Raw genomic sequence first — 16,978 nt, forward strand, 5'->3', positions numbered from 1 at the left:
GTGGGAGCGGCTTGCCCGCGATGGCGTCTGAACATTCAACATAGTTGTTGGCTGTCAGATTGCTATCGCTGGCAAGCCAGCTCCCACAGGGTTTTTCAGTGTTTTGACGGGCGATTACACCAGAATCGAAGTCCCAGTCATTTCCGCCGGTTTTTCCAGGCCCAGCAGTTTCAGCATGGTCGGCGCCACGTCCGCCAGCACGCCGCCTTCGCGGACTTTCAGATCACGCTTGCCGACATAGATGAACGGCACCGGCTCGGTGGTGTGCGCGGTGTGCGCCTGGCCGGTGGATTCGTCGGCCATCTGTTCGACGTTGCCGTGGTCGGCGGTGATCAGCGCTTCGCCGCCGACTTTTTCCAGGGCTTCGACGATACGGCCGACGCAGGTGTCCAGGCATTCCACGGCTTTCACCGCGGCTTCGAACACGCCGCTATGGCCGACCATGTCGCCGTTGGCGTAGTTGACCACGATCACGTCGTAGCGCTGATTCTCGATGGCCTCGACGATGCGGTCGGTGACTTCGGGCGCGCTCATTTCCGGCTGCAAATCATAGGTGGCGACTTTCGGCGACGGGATCAGAATGCGCTCTTCGCCCGGGAACGGCTCTTCACGACCGCCGGAGAAGAAGAAGGTCACGTGGGCGTATTTCTCGGTTTCGGCAATGCGTAGCTGGGTCTTGCCGTTTTTCGCCAGGTAGTCGCCGAGCACGTTTTCCAGGCTGCCCGGGGCAAAGGCGGCGGGGGCCGGGATGCTGGCGGCGTATTGGGTCAGGCCGACGTACTGCACTTTTGGCTGGCGTGCGCGCTCGAACTCCTTGAAGTCGTCTTCGACAAACACACGGCTCAGCTCGCGGGCACGGTCGGCACGGAAGTTCATGAACACCACGGCGTCGCCGTCTTCGACTTTTACCGGCTCACCGATGCTGGTGGCTTTGACGAACTCGTCGCTCTCGCCACGGGCGTAAGCGGCTTCCAGACCTTCCTGGGCGGTGGCGGCGCTGAATTCGGCTTTGCCATCAACGATCAGGTTGTAGGCCTGAGACACGCGATCCCAACGGTTGTCGCGATCCATGGCGTAGTAGCGGCCGATCAGGCTGGCGATGCGGCCCTTGCCGAGCGCCTGGAAGGTCGCGTCGAGCAGTTCGATCGACGACGCGGCGCTTTTCGGCGGCGTGTCACGGCCGTCAAGGAAGGCGTGCAGGTAGATTTTCTCGGCGCCGCGCTTGAAGGCCAGTTCGGCCATGGCGATCAGGTGATCCTGGTGGCTGTGAACACCGCCGTCTGACAGCAGCCCCATGAAATGTACGGCCTTGCCGGCGGCCACGGCCTTGTCCACGGCGGCGCAGATGGTCGGGTTCTCGAAGAACTCGCCATCGCGGATCGCTTTGGTCACGCGCGTGAAGTCCTGATACACCACGCGACCGGCGCCGAGGTTCATGTGGCCGACTTCGGAGTTGCCCATCTGGCCGTCCGGCAGACCGACGTCCATGCCGCTGCCCGAGATCAAGCCGTTCGGCACGGTGGCCCACAGGCGATCCAGCACAGGCTTTTTGGCCGCATAGACGGCGTTGGATTCGTGGCTGTCGCTGTGACCGAAGCCGTCGAGAATCATCAGGACCAAAGGTTTAGGCGTGGTAGTCATGGAATCCACTCGTGGCTAATAAGAAGAGGGCGATGGAAAAGGGAGTTGGAGTTTAAAGCGAAGTTCCGGCGGCGTCACCGCCGGACGGGGTTTGGCCGACCATAGTGGCTGTGTATACTGGCCGACATTTTAACGCCCTGGAACCTCCTTCGATGGTTGCTCACCTGATTGAATTTGCCACTAACCACTACATTCTTGTCGGTATCTTCGTCGTACTGCTGGCTTTGCTGCTGGCGCATACGGTGCAGGGCGGCGGTAAAAGCCTGAGCACGGGCGAGCTGACCGCACTGGTCAACAAGGAAGCCGGCGTGGTCGTGGACATCCGTCCGAGCAAGGAATACGCCGCCGGTCACATCGTTGGCGCTGTGAACATTCCCCAGGACAAACTGGCTGCCCGTATCGGCGAGCTGGAAAAACACAAGGCCAAGACCATCATCCTGGTCGACGCCCTGGGCCAGACCGCCGGCACCCACGCCCGCGAACTGATGAAGGCCGGCTTCACCGCCGCCAAGCTGTCCGGCGGGATTTCCAGCTGGAAAGGCGACAACCTGCCGTTGGTGAAGTGACATGAGCAACGTCATCGTCTACTCCAGCGATTACTGCCCTTACTGCTCGCGCGCCAAGTACCTGCTCGCGAACAAAGGCGTGGCCTTCGAAGAGATCAAGGTCGATGGCAAGCCGCAGGTGCGCGCCGCCATGGCCCAGAAGGCCGGACGCACGTCCGTGCCGCAGATCTGGATCGGCGACACCCACGTCGGCGGATGTGACGATTTGTACGCCCTGGAGCGCGCCGGCAAGCTCGACGCGCTGCTCAAGGCCTGACCTGCTGCACGCTCTACCGAACACCAAGAACCCTAAAAGACCCGAGATCAGAAAGGATCTGAGATGACTGACCAACAGAACACTGCAGCCAGCGAAGAAGAAACCGCACCGCAATTCTCCTTGCAGCGCATCTACGTACGCGACCTGTCCTTCGAAGCCCCGAAAAGCCCGGCGATCTTCCGCCAGCAGTGGGATCCGGCGGTCGCTCTGGATCTGAACACCCGCCAGAAAGCCCTGGAAGGTGATTTCTACGAAGTCGTGCTGACCCTGTCCGTCACCGTGAAAAACGGTGAAGAAGTCGCCTTCATCGCTGAAGTGCAACAGGCCGGTATCTTCCTGATCAAGAACCTGGACGCGGCTTCGATGAGCCACACTCTGGGTGCGTTCTGCCCGAACATCCTGTTCCCGTACGCTCGTGAAACCCTGGACAGCCTGGTGACCCGTGGTTCGTTCCCGGCCCTGATGCTGGCCCCGGTGAACTTCGACGCCCTGTACGCGCAAGAGCTGCAGCGCATGCAGGAATCCGGCGAGACTCCGACCGTTCAGTAAGCGGTGGATGCAACAACGAAAAAAGCGCCGTTACAGGCGCTTTTTTCTTGGGCGATCGTTCTCGCGTTGATCGTTCCCATGCTCTGCGTGGGAATGCCTCTGGGGACGCTCCGCGTCCAGTGACGCGGAGCGTCACGGGCTGCATTCCCACGCGGAGCGTGGGCACGATCCAGGACTGGCGCGTTACTTGAAGTCGTTCTGCCGCCACGCTTCGTACACGGCCACTGCCACGGTGTTGGACAGGTTCAGGCTGCGGCAGCCTTCGCGCATCGGCAGGCGCAGGCGCTGTTCGCCCGGAAGGGCGTCGAGCACCTCCGGCGGCAGGCCGCGGCTTTCCGGTCCGAAGATGAACGCATCGCCCGGGACGAACGCGGCATCGTGAAACGGCCGCGAGCCCTTCGTGGTGAAGGCGAACAGCCGTGGATGACCGAGGCTTTCCAGGCAGCTGGCCAGGTCGGCGTGGCGTTGCAGCGTGGCGTACTCGTGGTAGTCGAGACCGGCACGACGCAGGCGCTTGTCGTCCATCTCGAAGCCCAGCGGTTCGATCAAATGCAGGTGGCAGCCGCTGTTGGCGCACAGCCTGATAACGTTGCCGGTGTTCGGTGGAATTTCCGGTTGAAAAAGGATGACGTGAAACATGCACGGCTCCGAAGGTAAAGATGACGCGCATTCTACGCCGCAAGCGGATCCGCGTTCGAAACTATTCCCGCGGGTGATGGCTTCGCTGGCGATCGTCGGTGTGATGGTCGGGATGATGATCGGCCGTTTGACCACGCCTGACCCGACCGTTTTACAGCAGGTCGAGGTGATCGATGGGGGGCTGGCGGTCTGGTTCAACAACGAGCCGAAGCTGCACGGCGAGATCGTCGATGGCAGCGTTGCGTTGCTGTTCGAGGCCGAAGGCAAGGTGCAGAAAGGACAGCTCAAGTTCAACGGCAAGGACGTGAACTGGCGGACACGCTTGAGTGACGGGGGATTGTTGCTGACGCTGGTGGCGGCGCGGCCGCTGCAGGGCGACTGGACCGGCCAGGCGGTCGATGACCGCTGGCGGCTGGAGATCCATCTCCGGGAGCAATAAAAGAGGGAATCCCCGGCCTGCCTGTACCAAGGTTCCCGAAACGGGCGGGCTCATCGCATCGCGTTCTGAGCCGGTGTAAAGAAGGAACCCCTGACCTGCCTGTATCAAGGGCCCCAAAAGGGTGGACTCGATGAGTCCGGTGTAAAGAGGGGAATCCCCGGCCTGCCTGTACCAAGGCCCCCGAAAGGGTGGGTGAATCGAATCACCTGATGGAGTTATTGCAGGGGGCGTGCCAGGTTTTCTCGTTTTGAAACAAAAAAAACCGACACAATGACGAAGGCCCCGTAATACGGGGCCTTCGTCTTTTCACAGGATGGGATTTTCAGCGGTTTTCAGTGCAAGCCTGAGCCATTGGCCGTGCCCGATTACGGGTCACGGTGCCTTGCGGCGGTGCAGACTGGCGCTCAATCTCAGCCTTCATCACCCTCATCGTCATCCCCGCCATCGACCTTCATGCCGAGCTCCTTGATCTTGCGGGTCAAGGTGTTGCGGCCCCAGCCCAGCAGCACCGCAGCGTCACGACGACGCCCGGCGGTGTGCTTGAGTGCGGTCTCGATCATGATCCGCTCGAACGCCGGCACCGCGCTGTCGAGCAGGCTCGACTGACCGCGAGCCAGGGCCTGATCGGCCCACTGGCGCAGCGCCTGTTCCCAGTTGGTCACCGGCGCCGAGTCTTGCGGCAGGCTCAACAGTTCCGGCGGCAGGTCGCTGATGTGCACCTCGCGCCCGGACGCCATCACCGTGATCCAGCGGCAGGTGTTCTCCAGCTGACGCACGTTGCCCGGCCATGGCAGGTTTTTCAGGTATTCCTCGGTCTCGCTTTTCAGCAGCTTCGGCTCGACCGCCAGTTCTTGCGCGGCGCGGCTGAGGAAGTGCTTGGCCAGGGTCGGGATGTCTTCGCGGCGATCCGACAGGCGCGGGATGTGGATGCGGATCACGTTAAGGCGGTGGAACAAGTCCTCACGGAATTTCCCGGCGTGAACCAGGGTTTCCAGATTCTGGTGAGTCGCGGCGATGATCCGCACATCAACCTTGACCGGCACATGCCCACCAACGCGATAGAACTCACCATCGGCCAGCACCCGCAGCAGTCGGGTCTGGGTGTCCGCCGGCATGTCGCCGATTTCATCGAGGAACAGCGTGCCGCCGTCGGCTTGTTCGAAGCGGCCGCGACGCAGGTTGGCCGCGCCGGTGAACGCGCCTTTTTCGTGGCCGAACAGCTCGGATTCCATCAGGTCTTTCGGAATCGCCGCCATGTTCAGCGCGATGAACGGCGAGGCCGCGCGCGGGCTGTGGCGGTGCAGGGCGTGAGCCACCAATTCTTTACCGGTGCCGGATTCGCCGTTGATCAGCACGGTGATGTTGGAATGGCTCAGGCGCCCGATGGCGCGGAACACTTCCTGCATCGCCGGCGCTTCGCCGATGATTTCCGGGGTGCGGGTCAGGGTCGGAGCGACTTCCAGGCCCTGTTGTTCCTGGGCGTGCTGGTTGGCGCGCTTGACCAGCGACACCGCTTCGTCAACGTCGAACGGCTTGGGCAGGTACTCGAACGCGCCGCCCTGATAGGAGGCGACAGCGCTGTCCAGATCGGAGTGAGCGGTCATGATGATCACCGGCAGCCGCGGGTGCTGCTCGCGGATCCGCGCCAGCAGGTCCAGGCCGCTGGCGCCGGGCATGCGGATATCGGAGATGATCACGTCCGGCTGCTGGCGTGCGAGGCGGCTCATCACGCCATCGGCACTGTCGAAGCTCTGGGTGGTCATGCCTTCCTGTTGCAGGGCTTTTTCCAGAACCCAACGGATAGAACGGTCGTCATCGACGATCCACACGGTTTCACTACGGCTCATGTCGATGTGGCTCCTTGTTCCAGTGGCAGAAAGATCGAAAACGTGGTGTGGCCTGGATGGCTGTCACATTCGATCAGGCCCTGGTGCTGGCTGATGATGTTCTGAGTGATGGCCAGGCCCAGCCCGGTACCGTCCGGACGGCCGCTGACCATGGGAAAGAAGATGGTTTCCTGGAGTTCCGCCGGAATGCCCGGGCCGTTGTCGATGATCTCGATCTTGGTCACCAGACGATGGCGGACGTGGCCGATGGTGAACTGGCGCATGGCGCGGGTACGCAGGCTGATGCGGCCCAGGCGCAGCTCGTTCTGGCTGCTGATGGCCTGCATCGCATTGCGCACGATGTTCAGCACCGCCTGAATCATTTGTTCGCGGTCGATCAGGACGTCGGGAATGCTCGGGTCGTAATCGCGCACCAGCGTGATGCAACCCTGGCTTTCGGCCTCGACCAGTTGGCAGACGCGCTCCAGCACTTCGTGGACATTGCACAGGGCCAGCGACGGCAGTTTGTTGGAACCGAGCATGCGGTCGACCAGATTACGCAGGCGGTCGGCCTCTTCGATGATCACGTTGGTGTAGTCGCGCAGGCTGTCTTCCGGCAGCTCCCGGGCCAGCAATTGCGCGGCACCGCGGATACCGCCCAGCGGATTCTTGATCTCGTGAGCCAGGCCGCGCACCAGCATCTTGCTGGTTTCCTGCTTCGACAACTGCGCCTCTTCCTTGGTGATCCGCAACAGACGGTCACGGGGATGCACTTCCAGCAGGAGCAGGGTCGCGCCGTTGCTGAGGATCGGCGTCACCGCGTAATCCACGGTCAGGGTCTGTCCGGTGAGAGCGGTGAGCATCGCTTCGCGCTTGGTGAACGGGTGCGCCTGCTCCACCGCCTGGCGCAACGAGTTGAGCGCCTCGGTGGACTCGGTGAACAGCTCGCTGATGAACTGGCCATGGCTGCGCTGGCCGCTGATGGCCAGCAGCATCTCCGCCGCCGGGTTCATGTACTCGAGGCGCAATTCGCTGTCGAGCAGGATGGTAGCGGTGGTCAGGTTGTCGAGTAGCAAGCGATGCAGTGCGTCACTGATGGTCATGAGGACCTCTTTTGGAGCATGGCGCGCGCAGGGATACAGCGCTGATGCGAGGAAAATGCAAAAACCAAACCAAGGCTCCGAAAAGAAGCGTTCAACCCCTGAAACGGGCGTTTGACGCTCGTTTGCGTGGCACTCAAACCGCTCTGGCGGGTACTTTCGAACCAAAATGGGTTGGAATGTGAGTACGGTGCAGCGTATTGCACCAATATAGTGCGCAAAGCTGAACGGCGTCAGAAGAAACGCAGGAAAGGGTTTTTCGGTTCGGCGGGTTTGTCTTTCAGCGGGCATTCCGGACGCACGCCATAGTCGGCGCTGACGCACGGTTTGACCTGACGCTTCTGGGCCAGAGAGATGCGTTGCATGTGGAACGGCTGGTTGGCGGTTTTCTCCACGGTTCGGCCCTGAGCGTCGAGGATCTCGACCGACAGATTGTGGCTGCCGCGATCGATATTGCTCAGCGGGAACACCGGGCTCAGACCTGGTTCGCCGACGGCTTTGCCATCCAGCAACAAGCGATACAGATGACCTCTTTGCAGGCCCGGCTCGCTGGTGACGCTGACGATCAGTTCGCCGGCGCTGCTGCGAATGGTCGCGTCCGGCTCGGGGATCAGCACGCGCAACATGTCGTAGTGGAACAGCGGTGGTTCCGCAGATTTCTTCGACGGCGTGATCGTTGCGGCGCTGCTCGGATTCGGGGCCATGCGATTGCTGGTGGCCAGCGGCACGCGCCTGGCGTTGCCACGCGGTTGATCGGTGTAGACGCGATTGCCCTGTGCGTCGATGTAAGTGAACACCTCGGCCGATGCGCCGAGCGCGATCAACGACAGGAACAAGGCAATCGATCCCCGCGTCATGGCTTGTGCACCCGCTGCACGGTGAACACCACCGCCGGACTCTGCTGAATGATCGCCTCGCCATTGATGACCTGCACCGCCAGCCGATGCTCGCCCCGGTCGACGTTCACCAGTTGCAGGATCGGCACGTTGCTCGGCTGGCCATAAGGCGCGTCGTCCAAAAGCAGGCGCAATTGATGCGGCGGTTGCAGACGCGGCTTGATCAGCACACTGACCGTGAAGGTGCCGTTGTTGGCGCGCAGGGCTTCCTCGGTGGGCAGGCCGGTCAGCTCCAGCACTTCGTAGGCATTGCGCGCAGGCTCACGACTGACCGTATCGGTAGACGGCGCATTCGGTGCCTGAGGCTGGACGCTGTTGAGCGGCGGCAACTCTACCGGCTGCGCCTGTACGCCGTCCGGCGCGTGATCGCTGTACACCGTGTTGCCGCCGGCGTCGGTGTACTTGTAGATCTGCGCGGCGACGGGCAGGGCGATCAGCAGCAAAATATAGAGAAGGGTGCGACCCATGAAATCGACCGAAAACGAAAACGATGGGATGCAGCATAGGACAGTGGAGCAGGGAAGGCTCGGATGGAAAACATCCGGCCAATAAAAAAGGCCTCCCGAAGGAGGCCTCTCTTTTGCCACGCCGCGTAGCGCGGCGCTACCGGATCAGCAGCTGTAGTACAGCTCATATTCCAGTGGGTGTACGAAGGTGCGGACCTTGATTTCTTCTTCGGATTTCAGCGCGATGTAGGCATCGATGAAGTCGTCGGAGAACACGCCACCCTTGGTCAGGAACGCACGGCCCTTGTCCAGCTCTTCCAGAGCTTCTTTCAGGCTGCCGCAAACTTGCGGGATCTCTTTCGCCTCTTCAGGCGGCAGGTCGTACAGGTTCTTGTCGGCAGCATCGCCTGGGTGGATCTTGTTCTGGATACCGTCCAGACCGGCCATCAGCAGTGCTGCGAAAGCCAGGTACGGGTTGGCAGCCGGATCCGGGAAACGTGCTTCGATACGACGGCCACGCGGGCTGTTGACGTAAGGAATACGGATCGAGGCGGAACGGTTGCGAGCCGAGTAGGCCAGCATCACCGGAGCTTCGAAGCCTGGCACCAGACGCTTGTAGGAGTTGGTGGCCGGGTTGGTGAAGCCGTTCAGGGCCTTACCGTGCTTGATGATGCCGCCGATGAAGTACAGGGCGGTTTCGGACAGGCCGGCATAGCCTTCGCCAGCGAAGGTGTTCTTGCCGTCTTTGGCGATGGACATGTGCACGTGCATACCCGAACCGTTGTCACCGTACAGTGGCTTCGGCATGAAGGTCGCAGTGCGGCCGTAGGCATCGGCCACGTTGTGTACAACGTATTTCAGAGTCTGAACTTCGTCAGCTTTCTTCACCAGGGTGTTGAACTTGACACCGATTTCGTTTTGACCGGCGGTTGCCACTTCGTGGTGGTGAACTTCAACGGTCTGACCCATCTCTTCCAGTGCGTTGCACATGGCGGTACGGATTTCGTGGTCGTGGTCGAACGGCGGAACCGGGAAGTAGCCGCCTTTCACGCCTGGACGGTGGCCCTTGTTGCCGCCTTCCACGTCCTGGTCGGACATCCACGAGCCTTGCTCGGAGTAGATCTTGAACATCGAGCCGGAGATGTCGGACTTGAACTTCACTTCGTCGAAGATGAAGAACTCAGGCTCGGGACCGGCGAATACGGTGTCACCGATACCGGTGGTCTTCAGGTATTCCTCGGCGCGACGGGCAATGGCACGTGGGTCGCGGTCGTAGCCCTGCATGGTCGAAGGCTCGATGATGTCGCAGACCAGGATCAGGGTCGGTTCTTCGGTGAACGGGTCCAGAACGGCGGTTTCGTCGTCCGGCATCAGGATCATGTCGGAGGCTTCGATGCCTTTCCAGCCAGCGATGGAGGAACCGTCGAACATCTTGCCCGCTTCGAAGAAGTCGTCTTCCAGCGCATCGCGAGCCGGCATGGTCACGTGGTGCTGAGTGCCTTTGGTGTCCGTGAAGCGCAGATCAATCCACTTGACGTCATGATCTTTGATGAGTTGAACCGACTTCGACATAGTGTCCTCCGGGTGAATTAGGGCGGGTAGTGGATGCCCTTAATAGTGGTGATGCCGGCGCGAATACTCTGCCAAGGCAACCTGCCTCACAAGGGAGCAAATTGCATGCCAGTGCCCCAGCATGGGTTTTTTGCCCCAAATTCACGCTTCTAAAGATCGAAAGCGCCTTAATGGCGAAAATCTCGCCCTTTAATGTAGCGTTCAAATCGAAAAATGACCCGTTTTGGTGCGCGCAAAACCTTCTGCACATTAACTGGTTAAACCTTGAGCAATTTCCGCTATAATCCGCGCCCCCCTTTTTCGGCTGGCCCTGCGCGCGCTGTTTTCATGAAACTAATCGTTAAAGTCTTTCCCGAGATCACCATCAAAAGCCGACCTGTCCGGACGAAATTCATCCGCCAGCTGGCCAAGAACATCCGCACCGTGCTCCGCGACCTGGACCCGGCCGTGGTGGTGAACGGTGTGTGGGACAATCTCGAGCTGGAAACCCGCGTTACCGATCCCAAGGCCCTGAAGGAAATGGGCGAGCGCCTGACCTGCATGCCGGGCATCGCGCACTTTCTGCAGATCGACGAGTACCCGCTGGGCGACTTCGACGACATCACCGAGAAGTGCAAGCAGCACTACGGCGATGCACTGGCCGGGAAGATTTTCTCGGTGCGCTGCAAACGTGCGGGCAAGCATGCGTTCAGCTCGATGGACGTCGAAAAATACGTCGGCAGCAAGCTGCGCCGTGAATGCGGTGCCGCGGGGATCGACCTGAAAGCGCCGGAAGTCGAAGTCCGCATCGAAGTTCGCGACAAACGGTTGTTTGTGATCCACAGCCAGCACGATGGCATTGGCGGCTACCCGCTCGGTGCGCTGGAACAGACACTGGTATTGATGTCCGGTGGCTTTGACTCGACGGTTGCTGCGTACCAGATCCTGCGCCGCGGCCTGATGACGCACTTCTGCTTCTTCAATCTGGGCGGTCGTGCCCACGAATTGGGCGTAATGGAAGTCGCGCATTTCATCTGGAAGAAGTACGGCAGCTCGCAACGCGTGCTATTTGTCAGTGTTCCGTTCGAAGAAGTGTTGGGCGAAATTCTCGGCAAGGTCGACGACAGTCATATGGGCGTCGTATTGAAGCGTATGATGTTGCGCGCAGCGTCGAGCATTGCCGAGCGCCTGCACATTGATGCGCTGGTCACCGGCGAAGCGATTTCCCAGGTGTCGAGCCAGACGTTGCCGAACCTGTCGGTCATCGATTGCGTTACCGACAAACTGGTGCTGCGACCGCTGATCGTCGCCCACAAGCAAGACATCATCGACACGGCCGACCAGATCGGTACCGGTGATTTCGCCCGGCACATGCCGGAATACTGCGGCGTCATCTCGGTCAACCCGAAGACCGCCGCCAAGCGTGGCCGGGTCGAGCACGAAGAGCAGGAATTCGACATGGCGGTGCTCGAGCGTGCGCTCGCAAACGCCAGACTGGTGCCGATCGATCGGGTGATCGACGAATTGGGCCAGGATTTGCAGATCGAAGAAGTCAGCGAAGCGCTGGCCGGTCAGATCGTCATCGACATCCGCCACCCGGATGCCGCCGAGGATGACCCGCTGGAACTCGCCGGCATAGAGGTACAGACGATGCCGTTCTACGCAGTGAACGCTCGTTTCAAGGAACTGGACCCTACTCGCCAGTACCTGCTGTATTGCGACAAAGGCGTGATGAGTCGCCTGCATGCCCACCATTTGCTCAGTGAGGGGCATGCCAATGTGCGCGTTTATCGACCGAGCTAAGTGCCCGGGGCTGTTTGCCTGTGGCCTGCGTCACCGGCCCCCCGACACCGCCGTCAAGCTGTAACGGCCATGCCGGACACTACTGCTAATCGCTGCCAGGACTTGTCAGCAAACCGAATCCTCTGATCGAGATACACAAGTGATCGAAAATCTACGTAACATCGCCATCATTGCCCACGTTGACCACGGTAAGACCACCCTGGTAGACAAACTCCTGCGTCAATCCGGCACCCTGGAGCGCAACGAGCTCAACGACGAGCGCGTGATGGACTCCAACGACCAGGAAAAAGAACGCGGCATTACCATTCTGGCGAAAAACACCGCCATCAACTGGAACGGCTACCACATCAACATCGTGGACACCCCGGGCCACGCCGACTTCGGCGGCGAAGTAGAGCGCGTCATGTCGATGGTCGACTCCGTGCTGCTGCTGGTTGACGCCCAGGACGGCCCTATGCCGCAAACCCGTTTCGTGACCAAGAAGGCGTTCGAAGCTGGTCTGAAGCCGATCGTCGTGATCAACAAGGTCGACCGTCCGGGCGCGCGTCCTGACTGGGTTCTGGACCAGATCTTCGACCTGTTCGACAACCTGGGTGCCACCGACGAACAGCTGGACTTCAAAGTCGTCTACGCCTCGGCCCTGAACGGCATCGCCGGTCTGGACCACACCGACATGGCCGAAGACATGACCCCGCTGTACCAGTCGATCATCGACAACGTTCCAGCGCCGGCCGTTGACCGTGACGGTCCGTTCCAGATGCAGATCTCCGCACTGGACTACAACAGCTTCCTGGGTGTGATCGGCGTTGGCCGTATTGCCCGTGGCCGCATCAAGCCGAACACCCCGGTCGTCGCCATCGACACCGAAGGCAAGCGCCGCAACGGTCGTATCCTGAAGCTGATGGGTCACCACGGTCTGCACCGCGTTGACGTCGAAGAAGCCCAGGCCGGCGACATCGTCTGCATCAGCGGTTTCGACGAGCTGTTTATCTCCGACACCCTGTGCGACATCAACACTGTCGAAGCGATGAAGCCGCTGACCGTCGACGAGCCGACCGTTTCCATGACCTTCCAGGTCAACGACTCGCCGTTCTGCGGTAAAGAAGGCAAGTTCGTGACTTCCCGCAACATCAAGGAACGTCTGGACAAAGAGCTGCTGTACAACGTTGCCCTGAAAGTTGAAGAAGGCGATTCCGCCGACAAGTTCAAGGTATCGGGTCGTGGTGAGCTGCACCTGTCGGTACTGATCGAAACCATGCGTCGCGAAGGCTTCGAGATGGCAGTGGGCCGTCCTGAAGTGATCATCCGCGAAGTGGGCGGCGTGAAGCAGGAACCGTTCGAAAACGTGACCATCGACATCCCTGAAGAGTCCCAGGGCAAGGTCATGGAAGAAATGGGTCTGCGTAAGGGCGACCTGACCAACATGTCCCCGGATGGCAAGGGCCGTGTGCGCCTGGAGTACAACATCCCGGCTCGCGGTCTGATCGGTTTCCGTAACCAGTTCCTGACCCTGACCAACGGCGCAGGCATCCTGACCTCGATCTTCGATCGTTACGACACCATGAAGTCCGGTCACATGTCCGGCCGTCAGAACGGTGTTCTGGTATCGGTTGAAACCGGCAAGGCACTGACCTACTCCCTGGAAACCCTGCAGGCTCGTGGCAAGCTGTTCGTGGAACACGGTCAGGAGATCTACAACGGTCAGATCGTGGGTCTGAACAGCCGTGACAACGACCTGGGCGTCAACCCTACCAAGGGCAAGAAGCTCGACAACATGCGTGCTTCGGGCAAAGACGAAACCATCGCTCTGGTTCCACCTGTCCGCTTCACTCTGGAGCAGGCTCTGGAATTCATCCAGGATGACGAGCTGTGCGAAGTGACGCCGAAGTCCATCCGTCTTCGCAAGAAGATCCTGGACGAAGGCGAGCGCACCCGCGCTGCCAAGAAAGCCAAGGCATAAGCTTTAGCCAGGCTTGAAAAAAACGCCCCCGGTCGAGAGACCGGGGGCGTTTTTGTTTGTCCGGGATTTGAATATCGCGTTCGGCGTCTGGGACGCGGAGCGTCCCGGGCTGCATTCCCACGCGGAGCGTGGGAACGATCAAGCAGGATCAGAAGCGTTCGATCGACCGCGAATTCTGCACCCGCTCCACTTCCTTTGGCTTGTAAGCGCAATATCCCGGGCGCGGGCCGATTTTCGGGTGGTTGCGGCAGGTGTCCGGGCGCTTGTCATAAATGGTGCACAGGCGGCTCTTGCGATCCAGGTAGTAGCAATCGTTGTTGCTCATGCGCTGGAGGGTGAAGATCCCCGACTTCTGGTTGAAACGCTCGACCAGACCTTCCTTTTGCAGACGCTTGGCGATGTTCTTCGGCGGGTCGCCCAGTTCGAACTCGTCGACCACACCGATACGCACCAGATCCTTGATCTTGACCTCGACCGGCAGCGTGCAGCAGCTGGAGACGCACGAGCCGCACATCGGGGCCGAATATTTGGCCCAGGTATCGAGACGGTCGATCTCGGCTGCGGCGATCAGGTTGGGCTTCATCATCGGTGTTTACCAGGCGTGTGCATCAGGGCGCGCGATCATACCGGGACTGGTGGATTTTTGAACAACCTTTCGCCAGATTTTTTCTTCATGCGCAAGTATCGTCCAACAATTCGGCACGGCCCCTGCATTCATTAAGGCATTGCCCAAGGTATTGCCGGACGAAGTCTCACTCTCACGAAAAACTGCCGAACCAGAGCTCCTACCGTCGGTCAGACCGTCTAGGCTCTGACAATTCCCGCTCGCTCGAGGTCCTATCGATGACTCAAGAACCACTAGTTCGCGAAGCAGAGGTGGCCGCATTCCGCGACGCCGTCCTGACCAAACTCACCTACGCGGTGGGCAAAGACCCGGATCACGCCTTCGACCATGACTGGTTCGAAGCCATCGCCCTGGCGGCGCGCGATCACATGGTCGAGCACTGGATGGACCACACCCGGCAGATCTACCGCAAAGGTCAGAAGCGGGTGTATTACCTCTCGCTGGAATTCCTTATCGGCCGCTTGCTGTACGACAGCCTGAGCAACCTAGGTCTGCTGGACGTCGCCCGTGAAGCGCTGACCGAACTGGGCGTCGATCTGGAGCGCATTCGCATCCTGGAGCCGGATGCGGCGCTGGGCAACGGAGGTCTCGGACGGCTGGCGGCGTGCTTCATGGAAAGCATGTCGACCCTCGGCATCGCCGGCCACGGCTACGGCATTCGTTACGAACACGGGCTGTTCCGCCAGGCCATCGTCGACGGCTGGCAGCAGGAACAGACCGAACACTGGCTGGATTTCGGCAACCCCTGGGAGTTCGAGCGGCCAGAGGTGGTCTATCCGATCGGCTTTGGCGGCAGCGTCGAGACCGTGACCGACAACGAAGGCAAATCGAAACAGGTCTGGCATCCGGCGGAAACCGTGCGGGCCATCGCCTACGACACCCCCGTGGTCGGCTGGCGCGGGGCGAGCGTCAACACCTTGCGTCTGTGGCGGGCCCGGGCCATGGAAGACCTGCACCTGGAGCGCTTCAACGCCGGTGACCACCTGGGCGCCGTCGCCGAAGTGGCCCGGGCCGAAAGTATTTCCCGCGTACTTTACCCGGCGGACAGCACCGAAGCCGGGCAGGAACTGCGCCTGCGTCAGGAATACTTCTTCGTCGCAGCCTCGCTTCAGGATCTGCTGCGCCGTCACCGCAACATGCACACCTCGGTGCTGACGCTGGGCGATCACGCGGCAATCCAGCTCAACGATACGCACCCTTCGATCGCCGTCGCCGAACTGATGCGGCAACTGGTCGATGTCTACGACGTGGCCTGGGATGCGGCATGGCAAGTCACTGTCGATACGCTGTCGTACACTAACCACACGCTGCTGCCCGAAGCGCTGGAAACCTGGCCGGTGGGGCTGATGGAACGCATGCTGCCGCGGCACATGCAGATCATTTACCTGATCAACGCCCAGCACATCGATTCGCTGCGGGCCAAGGGCATCCACGATTTCGACGTGCTGCGCGCGGTGTCGCTGATCGAGGAAGACAACGGGCGCCGGGTGCGCATGGGCAACCTGGCGTTCCTCGGCTCCCACAGCGTCAACGGGGTGTCCGGGCTGCACACGCAACTGATGCGCAAAACCGTGTTCGCCGAACTGCACAAGCTGTATCCGGAGCGGATCAACAACAAGACCAACGGCATTACCTTCCGCCGCTGGCTGTACCAGGCCAACCCTGAACTGACATCGATGCTGGTCGATTCCCTCGGCCCGGACGTCCTGGATAACCCGGAACAGCGATTGCTCGATCTTGAGCCGTTCGCCGAACAACCAGCCTTTCGCAAAGCCTTCGCCGAGCAACGGTTGCACAGCAAAAAAGCCTTGGCGTACCTGATTCATGAAAGGCTGGGGATCGCGGTCAATCCGGCAGCGATGTTCGACGTGCAGGTCAAACGGATTCACGAATACAAACGTCAGTTGCTCAACCTCATGCATACGGTCGCGCTGTATCAGGCGATTCGCGCCGAGCCGGAAATCGACTGGGTGCCGCGCGTGAAAATCTTCGCCGGCAAAGCGGCGGCGAGTTATCACCAGGCCAAGCTGATCATCAAACTGACCAACGACATCGCCCGGGTGGTGAACAACGACCCGACCGTGCGTGGGCTGCTGAAAGTGGTGTTCCTGCCCAACTACAACGTCAGTCTGGCGGAAAGCATCATTCCTGCGGCGGACCTGTCGGAGCAGATATCCACTGCCGGTTTCGAAGCCTCGGGCACCAGCAACATGAAGTTCGGCCTCAACGGTGCGCTGACCATCGGCACGCTCGACGGTGCCAACGTGGAAATGTGCGAAAACATCGGCGCCGAGCACATGTTCATCTTCGGCCTCAGTGCCCAGCAGGTCGAGGCGCGCAAGCAGAACCACGAGTTCAGCGCATTGCCGGACATCGCCGCGTCCCATCGCCTCAACGACGTGCTGCAGGCGATCCGCAGCGGGGTGTTCTCGCCGGACGACACGTCGCGCTACACCGGACTGATCGATTCGCTGGTGGATTACGACCGGTTCTTCGTCTGCGCCGATTTCGATTCGTACTGGGAAGCGCAGATGCGAGTCGATGCGCTCTGGCACGACGCCAATAACTGGTGGCGTTCGGCGGTGCTGAACACCTCGCGCATGGGCTGGTTCTCGTCCGACCGGACGATCCGCGAGTACGCCACGGATATCTGGAAGGCACTGGAGTAACTTTTAGCGACA

The 16,978-nt window shown here is 60.6% G+C and carries 15 protein-coding genes; 7 read left to right on the forward strand and 8 right to left on the reverse strand.

The window, feature by feature from the left end; genetic code table 11:
- Window positions 1-114: 114 nt before the first annotated feature.
- Window positions 115-1,641: a 2,3-bisphosphoglycerate-independent phosphoglycerate mutase gene (gpmI, locus tag I5961_RS01665; protein ID WP_085702706.1), complete on the reverse strand. Its 1,527-nt coding sequence runs from the start codon at window positions 1,639-1,641 to the stop codon at window positions 115-117.
- 152 nt (window positions 1,642-1,793) lie between these two features.
- Between gpmI and I5961_RS01670 the strand changes: the two genes are divergently transcribed.
- The 3 genes from I5961_RS01670 (at window position 1,794) to secB (ending at window position 3,012) form a co-directional block, all read left to right on the forward strand.
- On the forward strand, window positions 1,794-2,207 hold the full coding sequence (locus I5961_RS01670) for a rhodanese-like domain-containing protein (RefSeq protein WP_085702705.1): 414 nt from the start codon (window positions 1,794-1,796) through the stop codon (window positions 2,205-2,207).
- Window position 2,208: 1 nt separating this feature from the next.
- Window positions 2,209-2,463, forward strand: coding sequence for a glutaredoxin 3 (gene grxC, locus I5961_RS01675; protein WP_039764687.1), 255 nt, complete (start codon window positions 2,209-2,211; stop codon window positions 2,461-2,463).
- Window positions 2,464-2,526: 63 nt separating this feature from the next.
- Window positions 2,527-3,012 carry a protein-export chaperone SecB gene (gene secB / locus I5961_RS01680; protein ID WP_007909233.1) on the forward strand — a complete coding sequence of 162 codons (486 nt, stop codon included), beginning with the start codon at window positions 2,527-2,529 and terminating at the stop codon, window positions 3,010-3,012.
- 183 nt (window positions 3,013-3,195) lie between these two features.
- Here the strand turns inward: secB and I5961_RS01685 are convergent, their stop codons facing one another.
- Window positions 3,196-3,651 carry a tRNA (cytidine(34)-2'-O)-methyltransferase gene (locus tag I5961_RS01685; protein ID WP_007952520.1) on the reverse strand — a complete coding sequence of 152 codons (456 nt, stop codon included), beginning with the start codon at window positions 3,649-3,651 and terminating at the stop codon, window positions 3,196-3,198.
- On the opposite strand from I5961_RS01685, the gene I5961_RS01690 reads away from it, so the two are divergent.
- Entirely contained in the window at window positions 3,650-4,090 is a 441-nt protein-coding gene (locus I5961_RS01690) for a hypothetical protein (RefSeq protein ID WP_227234147.1), read from the forward strand. The two genes, I5961_RS01685 and I5961_RS01690, sit on opposite strands and share 2 nt — an antisense overlap.
- A 410-nt stretch (window positions 4,091-4,500) precedes the next feature.
- On the opposite strand, the gene ntrC is transcribed toward I5961_RS01690, so the two are convergent.
- From ntrC to glnA, 5 genes are all read right to left on the reverse strand, one after another.
- Window positions 4,501-5,937 (reverse strand): nitrogen regulation protein NR(I), encoded by a 1,437-nt coding sequence (gene ntrC / locus I5961_RS01695; RefSeq protein ID WP_007952518.1) that lies wholly within the window; start codon window positions 5,935-5,937, stop codon window positions 4,501-4,503.
- Entirely contained in the window at window positions 5,934-7,019 is a 1,086-nt protein-coding gene (gene glnL, locus I5961_RS01700; protein WP_007952516.1) for a nitrogen regulation protein NR(II), read from the reverse strand. The genes ntrC and glnL overlap by 4 nt, the downstream gene beginning before the upstream one ends.
- A 230-nt stretch (window positions 7,020-7,249) precedes the next feature.
- Window positions 7,250-7,873, reverse strand: coding sequence for a DUF4124 domain-containing protein (locus tag I5961_RS01705; protein ID WP_227234149.1), 624 nt, complete (start codon window positions 7,871-7,873; stop codon window positions 7,250-7,252).
- Complete coding sequence (locus I5961_RS01710) at window positions 7,870-8,379, reverse strand: DUF4124 domain-containing protein (protein WP_227234151.1); 510 nt, start codon at window positions 8,377-8,379, stop codon at window positions 7,870-7,872. Before I5961_RS01710 ends, I5961_RS01705 begins: the two co-directional genes overlap by 4 nt.
- A gap of 144 nt (window positions 8,380-8,523) precedes the next feature.
- Window positions 8,524-9,930, reverse strand: a complete 1,407-nt coding sequence (glnA, locus tag I5961_RS01715) for a glutamate--ammonia ligase (RefSeq protein ID WP_085698068.1) — start codon at window positions 9,928-9,930, stop codon at window positions 8,524-8,526.
- A gap of 327 nt (window positions 9,931-10,257) precedes the next feature.
- On the opposite strand from glnA, the gene thiI reads away from it, so the two are divergent.
- Window positions 10,258-11,712 (forward strand): tRNA uracil 4-sulfurtransferase ThiI, encoded by a 1,455-nt coding sequence (gene thiI / locus I5961_RS01720; protein ID WP_227234152.1) that lies wholly within the window; start codon window positions 10,258-10,260, stop codon window positions 11,710-11,712.
- Between the two features lie 139 nt (window positions 11,713-11,851).
- Window positions 11,852-13,672: a translational GTPase TypA gene (gene typA, locus I5961_RS01725; RefSeq protein ID WP_085702700.1), complete on the forward strand. Its 1,821-nt coding sequence runs from the start codon at window positions 11,852-11,854 to the stop codon at window positions 13,670-13,672.
- A gap of 148 nt (window positions 13,673-13,820) precedes the next feature.
- Here typA and I5961_RS01730 read toward each other — a convergent pair whose 3' ends face one another.
- Window positions 13,821-14,258, reverse strand: a complete 438-nt coding sequence (locus tag I5961_RS01730) for a YkgJ family cysteine cluster protein (protein WP_007952500.1) — start codon at window positions 14,256-14,258, stop codon at window positions 13,821-13,823.
- A 257-nt stretch (window positions 14,259-14,515) separates the two neighbouring features.
- Between I5961_RS01730 and I5961_RS01735 the strand changes: the two genes are divergently transcribed.
- Window positions 14,516-16,966, forward strand: a complete 2,451-nt coding sequence (locus I5961_RS01735) for a glycogen/starch/alpha-glucan phosphorylase (RefSeq protein ID WP_227234154.1) — start codon at window positions 14,516-14,518, stop codon at window positions 16,964-16,966.
- Window positions 16,967-16,978: the final 12 nt, after the last annotated feature.

Source organism: Pseudomonas sp. IAC-BECa141, from assembly GCF_020544405.1.
GTDB lineage: Bacteria > Pseudomonadota > Gammaproteobacteria > Pseudomonadales > Pseudomonadaceae > Aquipseudomonas.

Coding starts and splice junctions, on each gene's coding strand:
- I5961_RS01690 (WP_227234147.1), top strand. CDS start 3,650: ATGCACGGCTCCGAAGGTAAAGATGACGCGCATTCTACGCCGCAAGCG.
- I5961_RS01710 (WP_227234151.1), bottom strand. CDS start 8,379: ATGGGTCGCACCCTTCTCTATATTTTGCTGCTGATCGCCCTGCCCGTC.
- I5961_RS01705 (WP_227234149.1), bottom strand. CDS start 7,873: ATGACGCGGGGATCGATTGCCTTGTTCCTGTCGTTGATCGCGCTCGGC.
- I5961_RS01685 (WP_007952520.1), bottom strand. CDS start 3,651: ATGTTTCACGTCATCCTTTTTCAACCGGAAATTCCACCGAACACCGGC.
- I5961_RS01735 (WP_227234154.1), top strand. CDS start 14,516: ATGACTCAAGAACCACTAGTTCGCGAAGCAGAGGTGGCCGCATTCCGC.
- I5961_RS01670 (WP_085702705.1), top strand. CDS start 1,794: ATGGTTGCTCACCTGATTGAATTTGCCACTAACCACTACATTCTTGTC.
- grxC (WP_039764687.1), top strand. CDS start 2,209: ATGAGCAACGTCATCGTCTACTCCAGCGATTACTGCCCTTACTGCTCG.
- glnL (WP_007952516.1), bottom strand. CDS start 7,019: ATGACCATCAGTGACGCACTGCATCGCTTGCTACTCGACAACCTGACC.
- gpmI (WP_085702706.1), bottom strand. CDS start 1,641: ATGACTACCACGCCTAAACCTTTGGTCCTGATGATTCTCGACGGCTTC.
- ntrC (WP_007952518.1), bottom strand. CDS start 5,937: ATGAGCCGTAGTGAAACCGTGTGGATCGTCGATGACGACCGTTCTATC.
- I5961_RS01730 (WP_007952500.1), bottom strand. CDS start 14,258: ATGATGAAGCCCAACCTGATCGCCGCAGCCGAGATCGACCGTCTCGAT.
- secB (WP_007909233.1), top strand. CDS start 2,527: ATGACTGACCAACAGAACACTGCAGCCAGCGAAGAAGAAACCGCACCG.
- thiI (WP_227234152.1), top strand. CDS start 10,258: ATGAAACTAATCGTTAAAGTCTTTCCCGAGATCACCATCAAAAGCCGA.
- glnA (WP_085698068.1), bottom strand. CDS start 9,930: ATGTCGAAGTCGGTTCAACTCATCAAAGATCATGACGTCAAGTGGATT.